Here is a 16691-nt window from a genome sequence, read left to right on the forward strand (position 1 = left end):
AATTTGTTTCCGGCTGTAGTCGGCCGGGTTCATCTTACCCTTGTGATCTCAAATATTTCATGTTCGCTTAGCAGACATTTTCTGCCAACAAGAGATGAACAAAAACGATGGCATGAAAGTTGATATATCCAGATATCTAGATATTAAATTTAAGTTGCCATGTTACACACCAATTTAAAGCATGTTTTATCAGCTGCCGATCACGAAAAGCTGATTTCAGAAAACGAAAATGTGATGGTTTGTTGTGGTCGTATGGGGCCGATGTGTATTCCGGTATACGCGGCGATGACCGAGTTGGAAAACGAGTATGACCAGGTGGTTTTTGCGGACATGGAATTTGATATTCCGGATGCAGCGGTTATTCGCAATGCGCCGGAATGCCGGAACTTCATGGGACTGCCATTCGTGGTGTATTATAAAAACGGGAAACTGGTGCATGCAACCAGCAGCATCCAGAACCGCCCGCAAATTGAATCGATTTTGAAGGAGAAATTATTATAGTAAATCTTGATGTGACAATTTAGCGGCCACCTTGAGGTGGCAGTGGTTTAGGTTTAATTGTTTTGTAGTAGTGGAAAGGTTGCCCGTGTGGCAGCCTTTTTTATTTTCGTCTTATAACAGGCGAATACGTACGCCAGCATTCATAACGAATCCATCTGTTGGTGCCCAGATATCAGGGAATACGGGATTGTTGTAAGGTGGTAAAACCAGCGGTTCAAAATCGGTTTGCTCGGTATCGCCGAAGTTCTCAAAATTTACAAAGACTGAAAACTTCTCAAAATGGCGCATCGCCATAAAGCCCATTACCCAATAGTTTGGTTTACGATCGTAAGCTTCGTTGTACTGCCAGCCTGTGTAGTACAATTCATAACCGATCGACCATTTTTCTTCCCGGTCAAACATCAGGACTGCTCCCGCGCTATGCTTGGGCGTTAATGGCTTTTGGTTGTTCAGGTTATCGTACTTCAATTTGGTGCTGCTAAATGCGTAGTTCACAAATAGTTTGAAGTCGCTGTACGTGAATTTTAAATTTGTTTCGAAACCTGAACTCAGAATATTTCCATCGGCATTCTCAAAATAATAGTTGTTATCCGTTTCGTCTCGCAGCACCAGCGCGTCTTTTAATTGGGTGGCAAAAAACAGCTGGTTGATGGAGAATGTCAGTTTATCGAAGAATGTAGTTCGGTAGTTCAGATCGAAGTTACCGCCAACAGACCGTTCAGCCTTGGCGTCGTCCTCGTTCAAGGGTTCAATATTTCGGTAGTACAAACGCTCGGCATCTTCGGTGAAGATGGTTGGCAGCTTGTAGCCCATCGCACCACCCAGTCGCATGGTCAGTCGATCCGTGGCTTTATACATCAGCGATGCTCTGGGCAGAACAAACGATCCGAAATCCAGATCGTAATCGTAACGCAGTCCGCTTTCCAGTGCCACATTCTCCGTAAAATCGGTGGTATTTTGCACGAAGGTTCCCAAGGTGTTGTGCGTATAACTCCGATCTTCATTCGTGCCCAAAAGGTCTTCATTGAACTGCTCGAAATAGTGGTTGGCGCCCAGTTGCCAATCCGAATCATCACCTTTTTGAAGGGTGTACAGGAATTCGGTGAATCCCGAAAGTTGATTTCCTTTAAACTGATAACCGGGAATTTCGAGGTCGCGGTCGAAGTATGTCACGCTGTTTTTGACGCTGAAGCTGCTTTCTTCTTTTTCGTTGAGGAACTGAAATTGGGTTGAGAAGCGCTTCGACTCGTTGGCTTCGGTAAACACATGTTCTGCATCCGGGTTTCCCTTTATCACCTGCACGTCGCCACCGGTGCGGTCATCTACATTGGCATTCACGCCAAACAGTATTGTTGAGTTCGGGTTGAGGTAAAAATAAACTTTCGGATTCAGGCTGAATGATTTCGCTTTGGGAATATTGGAAAAACCATCATCGTCGGCATCGTAAGCTGATTGCCGGCTGGCAGATCCGTAAATTGAAAAACCGATGTGTTCATACTTTTGCGCGTAAAACAGGTTGCCCGTTGTTCCTTTGGCACTGGTCTGGTTGATCATCACCGAGAGGTCAGGTTTCTCTTCCGGCTGAATGGAGATCAGGTTGACCAATCCCGCGATCGCTCCGCCGCCGTACAAGGTTGAATTACTTCCTTTGATCAACTCAACCTGCTTTAAGTCCAAAGGCGGAATCTGCATGATCGACAAGCCGCCCGCGAAACCGCCGTAGAGTGGAAAACCGTCTTTCAGTATTTGCGTGTATCGCCCGTCAAGCCCCTGGATCCGGATGCTCAGGTTGCCGGAACTTAAAGACGTTTGCTGCATTTGAACACCGGTTGTTTCGCTGAGCAGCATCCCGATGTTACTCGAATTCATGGCCGCTTTTTCGCCCAGTTCTTCGCCGGTAATGGCTTCAATGCGTGTTGGTATATCTTCGATGGTTCGGGACGATCGGGTAGAGGCAATCACCACTTCCTCAATCTCTTCACCTTCCTCTAGTTCAACTTCGAATGTACGATTATTGTCGGCCGGGAAATGCAGTAGCAGTAGTTGTGCTTCGTAGCCAATAAAACTGATTTCAATTTTGGTCTCTCCGTTTGAAAGATTTCTCAGTTGTGCTTTCCCCGATTCATCGGTTACGGCACCGGTCGTGGTTCCTATTAACACAACATTGGCGCCCACCAATGGTTTTTCATCGTCGTCGTTCACAATAAAGTTGACGGTATTTTGAGCGTACGAACACGCCGAGGCAAAGATGGCCAGTACTAGCAGCAGCTTTTTCATAAATGGTTGTTTAATTGACGAGCAAAAATACAACGAATTGGAGTGCAACAGGATTGCAAATTCAGCGGCAGGCGGCGCAAATCCCCTTGATGACGTAGTTGGCGCTTTCGAAACGAAATCCATCGGGCAAAACCGGTTGCTCAATCAGGTGATCTTTTAAACAGCTTGTTTGCCCGCATTTGTTGCAATAGAAATGGGCATGCAGATCGCCTAGGTTGCAGGAACAGCCTTCGCTGCAAAGCGCAAACTTTGTGGCACCGGTTCCGTCGTCAATTTTATGGATGATGCAGTTTTCCTGGAAGGTTTTCAAGGTTCTGAAAACAGTTGAACGATCGACATGATCCAGTTGCTGTTCAATCTCGAGCAGGCTTACGGCTTGTGGGTTGTTGCGTAAAATTTCCAGTACCAACTGTCGCATGGCAGTGGGCTTAATGTTTTTTTGCTGCAGTAATTCGGCTGCGGTTTCTTGCATAACGATAAACAATTAAACGGTCATGTCCTTTTAAAACACGGCTTTCGTGTGGATTGTTCCCGCTGTTAATTTCAATGGCCGGGTGGATTCAGGTATTGGCTAAAGAAGTTGTAAAGTTTTGTTAGTGATCCACCGTCCTGAGGTAATGAATGACCGTGTCCGTAGTCGACCAAGCTTTCGGTTGGAACACCGAGCTTTTTCAGTTTATTCTGAAAACGGGCAATTTGATCCTGGTAATAAATTTCGTCGTCGGTATTGTAAAAGAAAAGCGTTGGTGCCGTTGCTGCGGTTTCAACGAGGAATTCGGAGCCCATCGATTTCCAGCGCTCGTAGTTTTCGTCCAGCGGACCCCAAACCCACGGACAACGAGCTTCCAGGTTTTTGTCGCCATCGTCGATCGCATTGTAGATTTGGGTGTAGTCGAACACGCCCGGCCCGAGTGCGGCAACTTGTACGTCGTCGGAAATTCCTTGGTGGAAACCGGCATTTTCAAACTCGGGAACTTTTCGGTCGCCAATAGCCATTGATCCGGCAGTTGATCCGCGGGAGAAACCAAAGACCCCGATTTTCCCGGAAAGCCCCATTTCGTCACCTAAAAATCGCAAGGTGCGGATAGCAGATTTCACTTTTTGAGCAGCATCGGGGTTGGTCTCATACGATTTGTACGCATCGTTCGGGCCATCGGCGGGCTTGCCTTTTCCCCACGAGCAATATTTGGGGTGGTCGGCAATGGCCCAGGCCATGCCGTTGGCAGGAGCTCCTTCGAGAAAGGAATCGTTGAAGCCTGCCAGCGTGTAATCCAGTTTTAACCGTAAATTCTGATTGGCTGCGGTCAGTTTCTTTTTATTCGAATCCCAGGTGGCGTAGCTGTTGCTGTATGAAAACGACAGGATCACCGAAACAGGCTCTTTCGGGTTGGCCGGGTAAACGATGTCCATACGCAGCGAGTCGCCAACAGTGTATTCGGTGGGAGTGTTGTAAACGGTCGGATCATCGACAAAATAAGGAACATCGCGGGCAATCCGGTACCCCTCGAACAGCACGTAGGAACGGTAGTGAGAACAATCCGTCAATCCGCAAAACGAACCGGATCCGATGGAATCGTTGATGGCGATGATGTCTTTATTGATGAGCGGAGAAACTGTGTTTGAATCATGTGCATAATCCAGTTCGACAACACGGTACCCTTGTGCAAGCAGCCAGGCAACATTTTCCGGATTGCTGTTTTGACCAATCTTCGGAACAACCAGATTCTCGAGGTAAACTACCGTCATTGGGCTACCGTAAAAATCGAGCTTTGGCGATTTGGGATTCGTTACGGTGTAGCTGATTTCACCTCCGGTGACTTGGCTTGTCCATTTCCCGGTTGAGGCAGCAGCCCAAAAGGGTAGGGCAAGCAACACTAATAAAAGGGTAGCTAAGCGATAGGAGGCTGTTCGTTTGGTGTGTCGGAAGTCTGAATTTTTCACAGCTGGTTTTTCTTGTTCGGTTTCTAGTCCGGCAAAAATAACAGATTTGGGCGCTACTCGGACTCTTTGGTGAAGTTAAACACCCCTCCGCCTTGTTTTAGTAACATCGTCTTTTCATCGGGCTTGAACTCCATCACCAAGCCCGCCTGCGGAAATTCAAACTTGTCTTTGCCCGTCAGTTCCAGCGGGAAGGGAGCCTGCCCTGTGCCTTGCCCAATGAGCTTTCCATCTTTAATGCTGATTGTAATTTTTAAGGGGAGTTGAGCTGAGGCATAAGTGCCCACATATTTTTCCAGTTCTTCCGGGCTGAGCTCACTGTTCATAAACACAGGGATTTCAAATGGTTTGTCGTATGCCGCACTCAATACGGCAACCGAAATGTCGTTGTTGTTCATCCGGCTGCCATTGGAGGTGAGTGCAAAAGAGACCTTTCCATCGGGGAAATACATAAACACAGATCTAAAACCATCAATGCCCCCGGTGTGTCCGTAGCCTTTTCGGTCGTAAAACGGAAATTGAAACAGCCCGAATCCCAGACCGTCGACGATTGTCTCCATTTGTTCCAGGCTTTCTGCGCTGACCAATTTCCCGCTAAACAATGCGTCGCTGAATTTGGCTAAATCGCTCGGTGTTGAAACAATACTTCCGGCGCCCATTGGAATCGACAAGTCGGTTTCTTCTTCCATCTTCCAGACATCGTCGATATATTTGTAAGAATAACATTCGTTTTTGTCCGCATTAATCTTTCCACCAAAATAAGTGTTTGTCAGCTCTAGAGGTCGGACAATCGACTCGTGTAATAAAGTAGCATAGGATTTCTTTTCGACCTTCTCTAAAATGTAGCTCAACAATACAAAATTCGAATTGCTGTATTCGGTTTTGGTTCCCGGCTCAAAATCGCTGCCGCCCTTGGCAATGATTTCCACCATCTCGCTTTCCGACTTGGCTTCGGTGTTCCAGTCGAGGTAACTTTTGTCGTTGGTGAAATTGTGAATTCCGCTGCGATGTCCCAGCAGGAGGCGGATGGTTATTTTATCGGCATTGGGAATCGCAGGGAAATAGCTTTCGATGCTTTCATCCAGTTTCAGTTTGCCGGCTTCAACGGCTTTCTGCACCAAAACAGTGGTGAATGTTTTCGAGATGGAACCAATTCGATACTTCGAGTCGGTGTTGGCTTTCGTTCCGCTTTCGAGGTTGGCAAAACCGATTGCCCGCGCGTAAATGAGTTGTCCGTCTTGCGAAACGGCAACGCTGCCCATGAACCGGTCGTTGACTTCCAGTGTATCGAAATAATCATCGAGTTTGGCTTTGTTGAATTCCTGGGCAAAAGCAATATGAAACAGAGCGACAAAGAGAAGCGTCGATAAAAGCTTAGTTTTCATTTCGGTAGATTTTTAGTTAAATGTACAACTAGTGCTCATCTTTGCCGAAGGAAATCGGTGTAATTTTTCCAGTGTTTTGATCCTTGTTTATCTACTAAAGAGAGACTGGAAGCTACTGAAAGTTATAATCGTTGTTTGATTTCTGAAAAGTAACGATGTTCTGAATAGAAATTATAGCCATGTGACAGAAGGTTGAGTTGATCATTACTGCAAATAACTGTCAGCGACATTGGAGTGATACCATACTCAGATGGGTGTAATCTGAAATATCTTGCATATCGGATGTGGACGCCAAGTGCTAAAAGTAACATCATGGGGCTAAATGGAAAGGGTGTAATTTCTTCTGCTCCTTTTTTCAGAATGATTTCTGTTATTTCCGTGTAAGGGATTGAGATGAAGCTAAGTTTCTGGCGGTGGTTGATTCGCAGTAAAAGGCCGTTCTCGAATTTTTCGAATATTGATCTGGTTTCCAGGTCATCCCAGTTTTTCTCCAAATCGTTGATTTTCGATTTGTTTAACTGGTACATACTACTGCCGATAGTGCCGAATTTTATTTGATTGGGGATCGAAATTTGGGGTCCTAGTTGAGATTCGATTTTGAGTTTAAAGGCTCCGGTATATTCTTTTTCGTCAAAGAAGATCATAAAAAAAATAATTTGAATTTTAGTTCTCATCCTGTGTTGCACCCATTTCCCGAAGGATATCTTCAATGGCGGCGTTGTAGTTCATAATCGCGGTGTCGTATTTTCGGGTTTTTTCGGAGATGGCTCTAGAGATTGCTCCGTAGGATTTCAGGCGCAGGTCGCAATATAGCCGTAGCTTGTGAATATGATCATGAAGTCCCGACGGCAGTTCATAATGGTCAACACTGTCGAGCAGGGCAATGCTGGCCTCCCAGTTTTTGATCCCGTTATTTTCAATTTCAGCCAGAATCTGCTCATCACTCGAGTTAGGTTGCATGCGGTAAAGTCCCAGTGCTTCTTCTTCCATTCGGGCAAATTTCTGCATATCGGCCTGGTAGTGAGCAAAATCGCGTTCAATGCTATTTCGCATTAAAACCAATGAGCCAGCAGACGCAACAAGCAGAAGTGCACCCATCGTGGCGTACTTCAGTTTTAAGTTTGGCGTTTTTAGCTCGGGATAGTAGGCATAGCCAATCAATAAACCGCTGACTAAACCGCCGATGTGGGCGGCGTTGTCAATGCCGGCTTTCATGCCATTAGCCAGGTTGTAAAAGACAAACACTCCAATGCTGATGAGTAGCGATTTGCGGGCCGATTTCTCCATGAGGTTGGTCGTCAGCATGGCGAGGAAAACACCGTAAAGTCCGAAGATGGCACCCGACGCCCCGGCAGAAACTTCAAATTCGTGCCAGAATACGCTGGTGGCGCCTCCAACGATACCCGATAGGAGATAGGCGAAAGCAAGTCGCGTTTTTCCGAGATAGGGTTCAAGCAACAGGCCGATGTAAACCAGCGCATACATGTTCATTAGCAAATGGAAAACGCCGATGTGGACAAACAGGTGGGTGATGAGTCGCCATCCTTGACCATCGAGTGTATACGGCCGGAAGTTCGCGCCCCAGTGGAGCAGTTGCTCGCCGTCGGGTAGTAGTGGGCTCACTCCAAAGGCAATCATTAGTAGGAAGACCAGTACATTTAGCATTACAATAATCGGTGTAACGAAATAGCCTTTCTGTGGAACAAACAGCGAGAATACACTGGTTATTTTTCCTTTCTTAATCAGCGGAGGATGATCCAGCTGATCGATGTCGGCAGCGAATTGTACCGAGAGCTCGTTATATTTTTCGGCGAGCATTTCAACATCGAAACTGCGATGTAGCTTTTCAAAAGTCTTTCGGAAATCCTCGATGTTTCGGCGGTTTTTACCCCAGTCGAACGGTTGGTTGCCCGTGCATTCACTTTTCAGATCGATGCGTGCGATGCCCACTTTTACCTGCACTTCCTCGCTCCACGAGGCCAGCGAAAAACCGGTGTAGGCCACAAAACCCGATGCACTCGAATAGCCGGTTTCCCATCCCAGCTTTTGCACGGTTTCCCAAGCAAGCACATAAGCTTGTTCGGGTGTGAGATCGCCATACAGCACGCTGTCGGTTTGCCGGGGCGAAAAGCCAAACGACAGGCGTTCCTTATGTTCGCCGGTTGCGCGTTGTTTTTGTTTTTCAATGTTGGCCTGGTCAATTTCGAAGCGGTCACAGCTTTCCTCGAAATCGGCTTTGGCGGCTGTCAGCTTGCAGATGATTCCCTGTTGTGAATCAAACTTTCGGTGTTGGCAAATTTTACAGTATTCCAGTTGGTGTAGCCGATCCATGGTCTTGAGGTTTTGGTTTATGATAAAACGAAGAAAACGTTGGTTTTGTGTTTAGAAAGATGTTTTAAATGGCGGTTAAATATCTGTTTTTGTTTAGTTTTTCTCTACCGATAGGTCCTCAATAACAAAGGTGTCGTAATCCCAGTCTTCCATCACCAGGTAGACATACCACAAGGGGCCGGTGGTTGAGGTGGAAACGAGGGAGTCGTTGATGTAAACAGAGCAGTAGTCTTCGTTTTCGATCTTTTCATAATTCATCGTCAGTTTAACGCCGTTTTTGGCATCGATAGGGATGTCGAAGGTTCCATGAATATAGGGGTTTGACGAATTTTCACTTAGTGAATAGACCTTATAATCTTCATTATTTTCAATGTTGAAGAAAGTTCCGATTAGCGGCAGTATTTCTTTGTAGTCGTAGAGGCGTGCCCGGTCGTACGATCCGTCGCAAATGAATCCTATTGAAGGGAGGATTAGCCTTTCGGGCAATTTTAGGGTAAACGAAACTTTCAGTTGCTCTTCACCATTGGTCTGAAGTCTTAGCCAGCGGAATTGCCGAATGTCGCAATTCGTGTATGTCAGTGCTTTGGGGCCGGTTGCCTGCCAATCTCCGATATATTCCCATTCGTTGTCTGCAATTTGCATCGTTCGAGGAGTTAAGGATTCGAAATACAAACGATAATCAATTGTCTCAGAAAAAGAAGCTTTCAAGTAAACAGCCACGTATAGACTGGAGTCATTCTCAGCCGTGAAGGACAAGTTGGAGTATGAGCCGCTGCGATACGATTCAGCAATGGTGTCCTGCTCCGAATCCAAAAGTGTCATGGCGATTACGGAGCTGTTCACACCGGGTTGTGTGCTGGCGACCTGGTAGGTCATTCCGCGCTGGATATGAAGCCGGAAAAGGTGTAGTTCTCCCGGATTTAACGTGCCGTAATAGAAATGATCATCATTTTCGGCGACATAGGAATTATAGTAATTATTAATTCTTAACGAAACGCTGTTTTCTAAATCCAAGCTTGGTTGATCGTCCTGGTCCTCTTTCTGGCAAGCGAAAAACAACAGCGTTGACACCATGATCAGCAGAATTCCGACTAGTCGGTTCATAGTAATTGAGGTTTTGGTTTATGATAAAACGAAGAAGTTGGCCGTTTCGTGTTTGGGAGATGTTAAGCTGCCTCTCTTTTTTAGCTAGGTCAGGTTGCTAAACATTCGCAGCTGTTTGCGGCTGTTGCAACTTCATTTTGCATTCGTGCATTTTTACCCAGAAGATAATCCAACAAACCAGCGCAGCTGGAGCGGCCAGTGTATTGACAATCGGGATGACGGCACAACACGACAGGATACAAAAAGCCAGGCCAATGCTTCGACCCGGGGAGCTTTCGGTGCTGTTGATGTTGCGTTCGGCAAATTCAAACCGTAGCGATTCGCTGATCCGGTCGACCACAATAAAATGCCAAACTAGATTGAAGACGGGGATGAGCAGCAGCCAAACCGAGCCGGGTGACATTTTGCGGTTCTCCGTGCTAACGGCGTAAAGCGTGTTTTGCAGGGTGACCAGGTAGAAAATAAAGGGAATGATTCCGAGTAGGAATACACCAAGAATCGCGATGATGACGAAGATCTCTTGAGGACCGAATAGTCCCAGCAGAATAGAATTGATTTTGAGTAGCATAAGGTTTGTTTTAGGGTTTGTTTGAATTCGGTTGATTAATGCTGTCCCTCGTTGCAAACGAGGGACAGGTGATTATTTTTTCTTTCTAAATTTTTTCCAGGCATAACGAACGACTGCAACAAAAATCCAAAGTGGCCAAAGGTTAAAGAGAAGGAGCGTAAAATCAATTAGCCCATACCACCCCTTGAATAAGGCTTGTTTTAATTTCTGAACGAAGTTGCCCCGCTTCACAGGATTATATTTGAAATCTTTCTGCTTCGAGATGGTCAAATCCAGCGTACTGTAATCCACTAAATCACTCAGATAGTTTAGTCGGCCTGTCGTACTTTCGATTTCTTCTTCAATTCCACGGATTTTTTCCTCAATCTCAAGGATATCTTTCACCGTTTGTGCTTTAGCTAATAATTCATTGTACCGCTTCAGGTAATTCTTTTTGTTTTGAAGGCGTGTTTCCAAATCAATAAACTGGTCGGTTACATCCCGTGCATCAATCTCTTTGTATTTTACTTCTCCCTTTCCGGTCTCTACGGCGTTTAAGAAACGATCAAAATTGGCCGACGGAATTCGTACTTTTAGATTGTAAGAAGATTCCCAGTTCGAGTTGTTATAACTCTCGTTGTCATAATAGCCGCCTTGATTTTTAACCAAGGTGTCGATGCGGGATTTCGAATCTTCCAGGTCGTTTACCTCTATGCCAATCCGCCCGTCTTTAATGATTTTCTTTTTAATCACCTCCTGACTAGTCACCGGAGGTAAAGGCGGAGCCGGCGGATTAGCCAGTTCCTGTCGGGTTGTCGGGATGATCTCATTTTCTGCTGCCATGTCGAGGATCGCATAAGAATCGATGGAACTCGGCTTTTGATGGCAGGAGACAAATAGCAAGCTGAAAATAAATATTGATAAGATGTTTTTCATGTTTGATAGATTTTGTTTGTAGGAAACGGATGATTGCTATTCCTGAATTTTAGCATAAGGCTCTAATTGTTTGATGGAACTTTCCAGTGCCTCTTTTACCGATTCCACTGTTTTGAGGTTCGGTAATTCATTCCGCTGGTAATTGCTCATCATCGGTTGGGTGACAAGTATTTTCATCAGTATTTCCAGATCGTTTAGCTTTTGTGTCGCCGAATCTACTTGCGAAGCAACTTCATCCAGCTGAGCCGTCTTTTTCAATTGCTTGGCTTTTAGTGTTTCAATTAATTTGTTTAAATCCTGTCTTAGGGTTGAGTCACTCAGTTGGCTGGAGTATCTCGCGAGTGTATTCCAGTAATCTTGGTTATTCCTTCTATAAATCTCATAAGCCATCAGGCTGTCCGATTTATGTTCGCGTACTTTTTTTAGGTCAGAAGTCAACGACTTTAGCGACTCGTTAGTCTCGACCGCCTCATCAAACAGTTGCTGAATGATGTCCGAATCGTATCGTTTGCTGTAGGACGAAACATCAATCTTGTTATCGTCAACCAAGGCATCCGGGGTTTGTTGGTTGGTGTTTTGCTCTGCCACCTTACTTTTGTCGTTGGAGCACGATAGCGTGATGGTGATAAGTGCGAGAGCTAATAGTTGTTTATGCATATGACGCTATTTTTCAGTATTATTTTCTAGCCGTAAAAGTCGGGCAACAAAATTCAAGTTTGTGATTAATAGGTAACCGATTAAAATATTCAAGCCATTTACAAACCAGTTCCATTTGTAAGTAGGAGTTACTGCTTGCGACTGAATGTCGGTATAAAATGTGTTGATGGTTTGATTTATAAATACAGGGATATTGTTGATGATTAGAAAACCACCGATAATGAAAGTGGCGATTTTCACAATTTCCACTGTTGTCAGGTTGCCCAACTCAATCTTGTCATTGTCGAAACCTTTGTCAAGTTTCAGAAGGTTTACAATTTGGCTGGCTTTAAATATCAGGAAAACGAAAAGAGCAACGATCACGAATAGTATAGCCAGTAAATAGAGAATCGATGTAACTCCAAAATCCATTATAATGAACGAAACATTGCTCGGTAGTGTGAAAAATACTGCGGTAATTATTGAATAAAGCCCGAAAAGCTTTATAACCAGAATAAAAAAATCTCTTTTAGTCATTGTTCATTTTTTTAGGATGCACTGTACGGATTCCATATGGATTGTGGCGGTCTCGAAGCACTTTTCTGTCAACCGAAACCAAAGCTAGCTATGGAGCGGAAAACTTGCCGGTAGCCGTTCGTCCGCCATAAGCTATATGCGTTGTTGAAGACATTTATTTTTTATTTTCTTGTATTTGTTCATTCAAAAATTCAATAACACCTTCTAAATAGCTTTTCAAATCTTGATATTCTTCTTCTCCAGGAATCCACATCGCAAATTTCCAGTACTTCCATTTATTTTGTCCATTAGTTGGTGGGACAATGAGAAACTGTTGTTCATCTTCAAGTCCTGCAATCATAATTGCTCTTTCTAAATCGCTCACGACATCGTTCAATTCTTCCATCTCTTTCCAGGTGTCAATCACATTCCACTGGAAATTTCTATAAAAATCGATTTCATCTACTTTTTGAAAACTTGGTTCAACACTATTCGAACAAGGTGGAAATCCGTTTGCAGTACTTACCATTTCGATATAGTCTTGAGGAAGTTTTATTCCCAATCGTTTTTCTGCATTCTCAATTTCTGTCCCACTTGCTGGAAGATTACCAATCCATTTAGTTTTGATTTGCTCTTCAGTGTAGTTTTCGTCACAAAACTCAATGGATTTGTCAAATAGTATTTCTAAGGTCTCTTTCATTTTTATTGGCTACAACGTCCTAGGAGACGCAATTGCGTTTATTTCTCTTATATCTTTTTGATGCTATTGTTCTTTCCATGCTATTTTGATGTGGAAATAACAATTGCTGCCTTTGCGCATCTCAATTTACGAAACTTATCAAAATACAAATCCTCGTTAGTTTAATTTATTGCTGATCTAAATAAGGTTTGGTATTCAAATGGATTAGGTTTGGTTGTTATTTGGAATTATGTTGGGATTTGCCGGTTGCTTATGCTGAGTTTCAGATGGGGCGGTCGCCGGAAATTAATCGATCCAATTGGTTTTTAGGATCTTTGGCGCGATGGCGAAAAGGAGCAACTGCGCACCCTGTCCGGCCCGTCGGTCGATCCCCGTACCCGGGAGCTCGAGGCACAGTTGGAGGAGGTCACACAGCGCCTCCACGACCTCGAAGTGGAAAACAGGACTTTGCTCAAAGTTTTACAACAATCGAAAGTTTAAGGAATATTCTGCTGATTCTCAGTCTTCTTTTATCTTCACTGCTTTGTATTTCGGAGCGGTTGAAAAATATGGCTCCGAATCTGCGTAAGTGTTGAAATTCCGTTAATTTTGGCTTAAAATAAAATTGCGTTTACGTTATGAAAAAGCTAATCTATCTATGTGTTGTTGTCCTTTTGGCGTCGTGTCAACAAGGTAAAATCAAACAAATGCAGGCTATGCAGGACAGTCTGGCTCAGGCTGCTGTTGAGAAAGATTCCGCGATTATCAATTTTGTGTCGGCCATGACCGAGATTCAGGAAAACCTGGATTCGATTAAACAAGTGGAAGATATCGTGCGCATTGAATCAAGTGCGGTAAGCGAAGGCCGTCCCAGCGATAAAGATCGTATTTTGAGTGATATCGCAACTATTCACGAGCTGATGCAGAAGAACAAGGAGCTGATTAATAAGCTGCAAAAGCAGTTGGGCAGTTCGAATGCAAAGGTTGCCGAATTGCAGCGGGCCATTGTGGTGCTTCGTCGTCAGGTGGAGCAAAAAGATGCTGAAATTGCTGAGCTGAATGCTGAGTTGGAAAAGATGCATGTGGATTTAAACAATCTAAATACCCGTATCGAAGAGATGACTGCTGAAGGCATGCGTAAAGATGCAGATCTGCAGGCCCGGGCGTCAACCATCCAGTCGCAGACCATTGCAATGAATACAGCTTTTTATGCTTTTGGCAGCCAAAAGGAATTAATCGACAACGATTTGGTTGAGAAAAGCGGAGGCTTCCTGGGTATTGGTCGCACACTGAAAATGAAAAAGGATTTTAACCAGGCTTATTTCACACAGGTCGATATTCGCGACTTCACCCGAATGGAACTTCACGCCAAGAAGGCGAAGTTAGTGACAACTCACCCGTCAGATTCGTACCATTTTGAAGAAGGCGATTTAGTTGAGGCCATTGTGATTGATAATCCGCAGACATTCTGGCAAAGCTCGAAATACCTGATTATTGAGGTGAACTAAGAAGTTGCCGTTCCATACAAAAAGAAAGTCCGCTATCCCGAAATGGGTAGCGGACTTTTTTTATTTTGTCTTAATGAATGTAGTATTTCAACGAATGACAACTGTTTTAGTAGTTGAATTCGAGTCGTTTCCCGCGAACGCTAGGTTCAATGTGGCCGCGATCGTAAGCCAGTTGACCGTTGATAAAAGTCTTCGATACTTGTGTGTTGAATGTTGTTCCTTCAAATGGTGACCAACCGCATTTGTAGATGATGTTTTCCGGGCAAACCACCCAGCTCTTATTCGGGTTTAGCAGCACCAGGTCGGCATAGTAGCCTTCGCGAATATATCCGCGACGGTCGATGCGGAACAGGTCGGCCGGAGCATGGCACATTTTCTCAACTACCTTTTCAGCCGTTAGTTTTCCCTGGAGCACAAACTCGAACATCGCCGTTACTGAGTGCTGTACCAGCGGTCCGCCCGATGGCGCTTTAAAGTAGGAGTGAGATTTTTCGTCCAGCGTGTGCGGGGCATGGTCGGTTGCAATCACATCAATGCGATCGTCGAGCAGCGCTTCCCACAAAGCTTTGCGGTCGTCGGCCGATTTCACAGCTGGGTTCCATTTAATACGGGTTCCGTAAGCGGCGTAATCTTTTTCTTCGAACCAAAGGTGGTGCACACAAACCTCGGCGGTAATCTTTTTATCTTTCACCGGTCCCGGTTGGAACAGCACCATTTCGTCGGCAGTTGAAATGTGCAGCACGTGCAAGCGGGTATCGTATTTCGAGGCCAGCTCCACCGCTTTCGACGATGATTTGAAACAGGCTTCGGCACTCCGGATTTTCGGGTGGCGCGAAATCGGCACAACCTCACCGTATTTTGCCCGGTAAATTTCAATGTTTCGTTTAATGATGGCTTCGTCCTCGCAGTGCGTCGCAACCAGTGTTGGCGCATTTTTGAAGATCTCCCCCAGTGTTTCCTGGTCGTCAACCAGCATGTTCCCGGTAGAGGAACCCATAAAAACCTTAATGCCGCAAATTTTACGCGGATCGGTTTTCAGGACTTCGTCCAGGTTGTTGTTGGTGGCACCCATGTAAAACGAATAGTTCACGGCCGACACTTCAGCAGCGCGCGCGTATTTCTTTTCCAGTTCTTCCTGAGTGGTGGATTGCGGATTGGTATTCGGCATCTCCATGTATGAAGTCACCCCGCCGGCTAGTGCCGCCATCGATTCGGTGGCAATTTCACCTTTGTGGGTCAAACCCGGCTCGCGGAAGTGAACCTGGTCGTCAATAGCTCCCGGAATCAACCAACGCTCTTCAGCATCAATCAACTCGGCATGTTCCATTTGCGATTCGGGAAGGTCTCCCCGGAATATTTTTGCGATAAATTCACCTTCGATAATGACTCCTCCCCGGAAACGCTGTCCTTCATTGATGACAATAGCGTTGTGGATGATGGTCTGTTTCATGTGACTTGGTTTTTGTCGTAAATTACGAATTGAAAATTAAAAAGGCTACAGTACTGCAGCCTTAAGCAATTATTTCTCGGTTTTGTTCAAACCGCATGAATGTTGTTTACGATAGTTGCGATTTTTGTGGAATGTAGTGTTTGAACCAGCTGCGAATCTTCATTCTCAGGATTCCCCAAAGCGCTTCATTGAAGATCCCGCCACTCATTTTGGAGCTTCCTTCCTGGCGGTCGGTAAAAATGATAGGTACTTCGGTAATGTTAAAGCCGTGTTTCCAGGCCGTGAATTTCATTTCAACCTGGAAGCCGTAGCCCTTCAGTTGAATGTCATCCAGGTCAATCGCTTCGAGCACCGAACGACGGAAACATTTAAAACCAGCTGTGGTATCCATAATCTTCATGCCGGTGATCATCCGCACATAAACTGATGCAAAGTACGACATCAGTACGCGTCCAAGCGGCCAGTTGATCACGTTAATTCCCTTGATGTAACGGGAGCCGATAGCTACGTCTGCTTCATTTTTGTCGCAGGCCTCGAGAAGCTTTTCCAGGTCTTCCGGATTATGCGAAAAGTCACAGTCCATTTCGAAAATATAGTCGGCGCCATATTCCAGTGCCCACTTAAATCCGGTGAGGTAAGCTGTACCCAATCCTAATTTCCCTTGGCGTTGTACCAAATGCAGTTTTCCGGGGAATTCAATCTGCAACCTTTGCACAATTTCGGCCGTTTTATCAGGTGAATTGTCGTCCAGAATTAAGATTTCAAAAGGGGTTTTTAAAGAGAAAACCTTGCGAATCATTCGTTCAATGTTCTCTTTTTCATTGTAGGTTGGAATGATAACCAAATTAATTTTCACGTGCAGTTTCCAATTTGTTCTATGCGA

General features: G+C 45.0%; 16 protein-coding genes. 2 read left to right on the forward strand and 14 right to left on the reverse strand.

Annotated elements, in window-relative coordinates:
• The first annotated feature begins 159 nt into the window (after positions 1-159).
• Positions 160-501, forward strand: a complete 342-nt coding sequence (locus BC643_RS15965; RefSeq protein ID WP_120274027.1) for a thioredoxin family protein — start codon at positions 160-162, stop codon at positions 499-501.
• A 111-nt stretch (positions 502-612) separates the two neighbouring features.
• Here BC643_RS15965 and BC643_RS15970 read toward each other — a convergent pair whose 3' ends face one another.
• From BC643_RS15970 to BC643_RS16025, 12 genes are all read right to left on the reverse strand, one after another.
• Entirely contained in the window at positions 613-2778 is a 2166-nt protein-coding gene (locus BC643_RS15970; RefSeq protein ID WP_120274028.1) for a TonB-dependent receptor, read from the reverse strand.
• Positions 2779-2839: 61 nt separating this feature from the next.
• Positions 2840-3250, reverse strand: a complete 411-nt coding sequence (locus BC643_RS15975) for a Fur family transcriptional regulator (protein WP_120274029.1) — start codon at positions 3248-3250, stop codon at positions 2840-2842.
• Between the two features lie 71 nt (positions 3251-3321).
• The gene (locus tag BC643_RS15980) at positions 3322-4719 is read right to left on the reverse strand and encodes an alpha/beta hydrolase family protein (RefSeq protein ID WP_147377243.1); all 1398 of its coding nucleotides are present in this window, start codon (positions 4717-4719) and stop codon (positions 3322-3324) included.
• A 53-nt stretch (positions 4720-4772) separates the two neighbouring features.
• Complete coding sequence (locus BC643_RS15985; RefSeq protein ID WP_120274031.1) at positions 4773-6101, reverse strand: serine hydrolase domain-containing protein; 1329 nt, start codon at positions 6099-6101, stop codon at positions 4773-4775.
• 122 nt (positions 6102-6223) lie between these two features.
• Complete coding sequence (locus BC643_RS15990) at positions 6224-6745, reverse strand: hypothetical protein (protein ID WP_147377244.1); 522 nt, start codon at positions 6743-6745, stop codon at positions 6224-6226.
• 19 nt (positions 6746-6764) lie between these two features.
• Positions 6765-8432, reverse strand: coding sequence for a rhomboid family intramembrane serine protease (locus BC643_RS15995; protein WP_120274033.1), 1668 nt, complete (start codon positions 8430-8432; stop codon positions 6765-6767).
• A 93-nt stretch (positions 8433-8525) separates the two neighbouring features.
• Positions 8526-9536, reverse strand: a complete 1011-nt coding sequence (locus BC643_RS16000) for a hypothetical protein (RefSeq protein WP_120274034.1) — start codon at positions 9534-9536, stop codon at positions 8526-8528.
• A 97-nt stretch (positions 9537-9633) separates the two neighbouring features.
• Complete coding sequence (locus BC643_RS16005) at positions 9634-10104, reverse strand: DUF4328 domain-containing protein (protein ID WP_120274035.1); 471 nt, start codon at positions 10102-10104, stop codon at positions 9634-9636.
• A gap of 72 nt (positions 10105-10176) precedes the next feature.
• Complete coding sequence (locus tag BC643_RS16010) at positions 10177-11019, reverse strand: DUF4349 domain-containing protein (protein WP_120274036.1); 843 nt, start codon at positions 11017-11019, stop codon at positions 10177-10179.
• 36 nt (positions 11020-11055) lie between these two features.
• A complete protein-coding gene (locus tag BC643_RS16015; protein WP_120274037.1) occupies positions 11056-11676 on the reverse strand; it encodes a hypothetical protein in 621 nt (206 codons plus the stop codon).
• Positions 11677-11682: 6 nt separating this feature from the next.
• Positions 11683-12192: a hypothetical protein gene (locus BC643_RS16020; RefSeq protein ID WP_147377245.1), complete on the reverse strand. Its 510-nt coding sequence runs from the start codon at positions 12190-12192 to the stop codon at positions 11683-11685.
• Positions 12193-12346: 154 nt separating this feature from the next.
• Positions 12347-12871 carry an SMI1/KNR4 family protein gene (locus BC643_RS16025; protein ID WP_120274039.1) on the reverse strand — a complete coding sequence of 175 codons (525 nt, stop codon included), beginning with the start codon at positions 12869-12871 and terminating at the stop codon, positions 12347-12349.
• A gap of 617 nt (positions 12872-13488) precedes the next feature.
• Between BC643_RS16025 and BC643_RS16030 the strand changes: the two genes are divergently transcribed.
• Positions 13489-14358 carry a Cbp1 family collagen-binding glycoprotein adhesin gene (locus BC643_RS16030; RefSeq protein WP_120274040.1) on the forward strand — a complete coding sequence of 290 codons (870 nt, stop codon included), beginning with the start codon at positions 13489-13491 and terminating at the stop codon, positions 14356-14358.
• Positions 14359-14464: 106 nt separating this feature from the next.
• Here the strand turns inward: BC643_RS16030 and BC643_RS16035 are convergent, their stop codons facing one another.
• Together BC643_RS16035 and BC643_RS16040 are read right to left on the reverse strand one after the other, a co-directional pair.
• Positions 14465-15808 (reverse strand): dihydroorotase, encoded by a 1344-nt coding sequence (locus BC643_RS16035; protein ID WP_120274041.1) that lies wholly within the window; start codon positions 15806-15808, stop codon positions 14465-14467.
• A 106-nt stretch (positions 15809-15914) separates the two neighbouring features.
• On the reverse strand, positions 15915-16664 hold the full coding sequence (locus tag BC643_RS16040) for a polyprenol monophosphomannose synthase (protein ID WP_120274042.1): 750 nt from the start codon (positions 16662-16664) through the stop codon (positions 15915-15917).
• Positions 16665-16691 lie beyond the last annotated feature (27 nt).

The sequence above is a fragment of the Mangrovibacterium diazotrophicum genome (genome assembly GCF_003610535.1).
Taxonomy (GTDB): Bacteria; Bacteroidota; Bacteroidia; order Bacteroidales; family Prolixibacteraceae; genus Mangrovibacterium; species Mangrovibacterium diazotrophicum.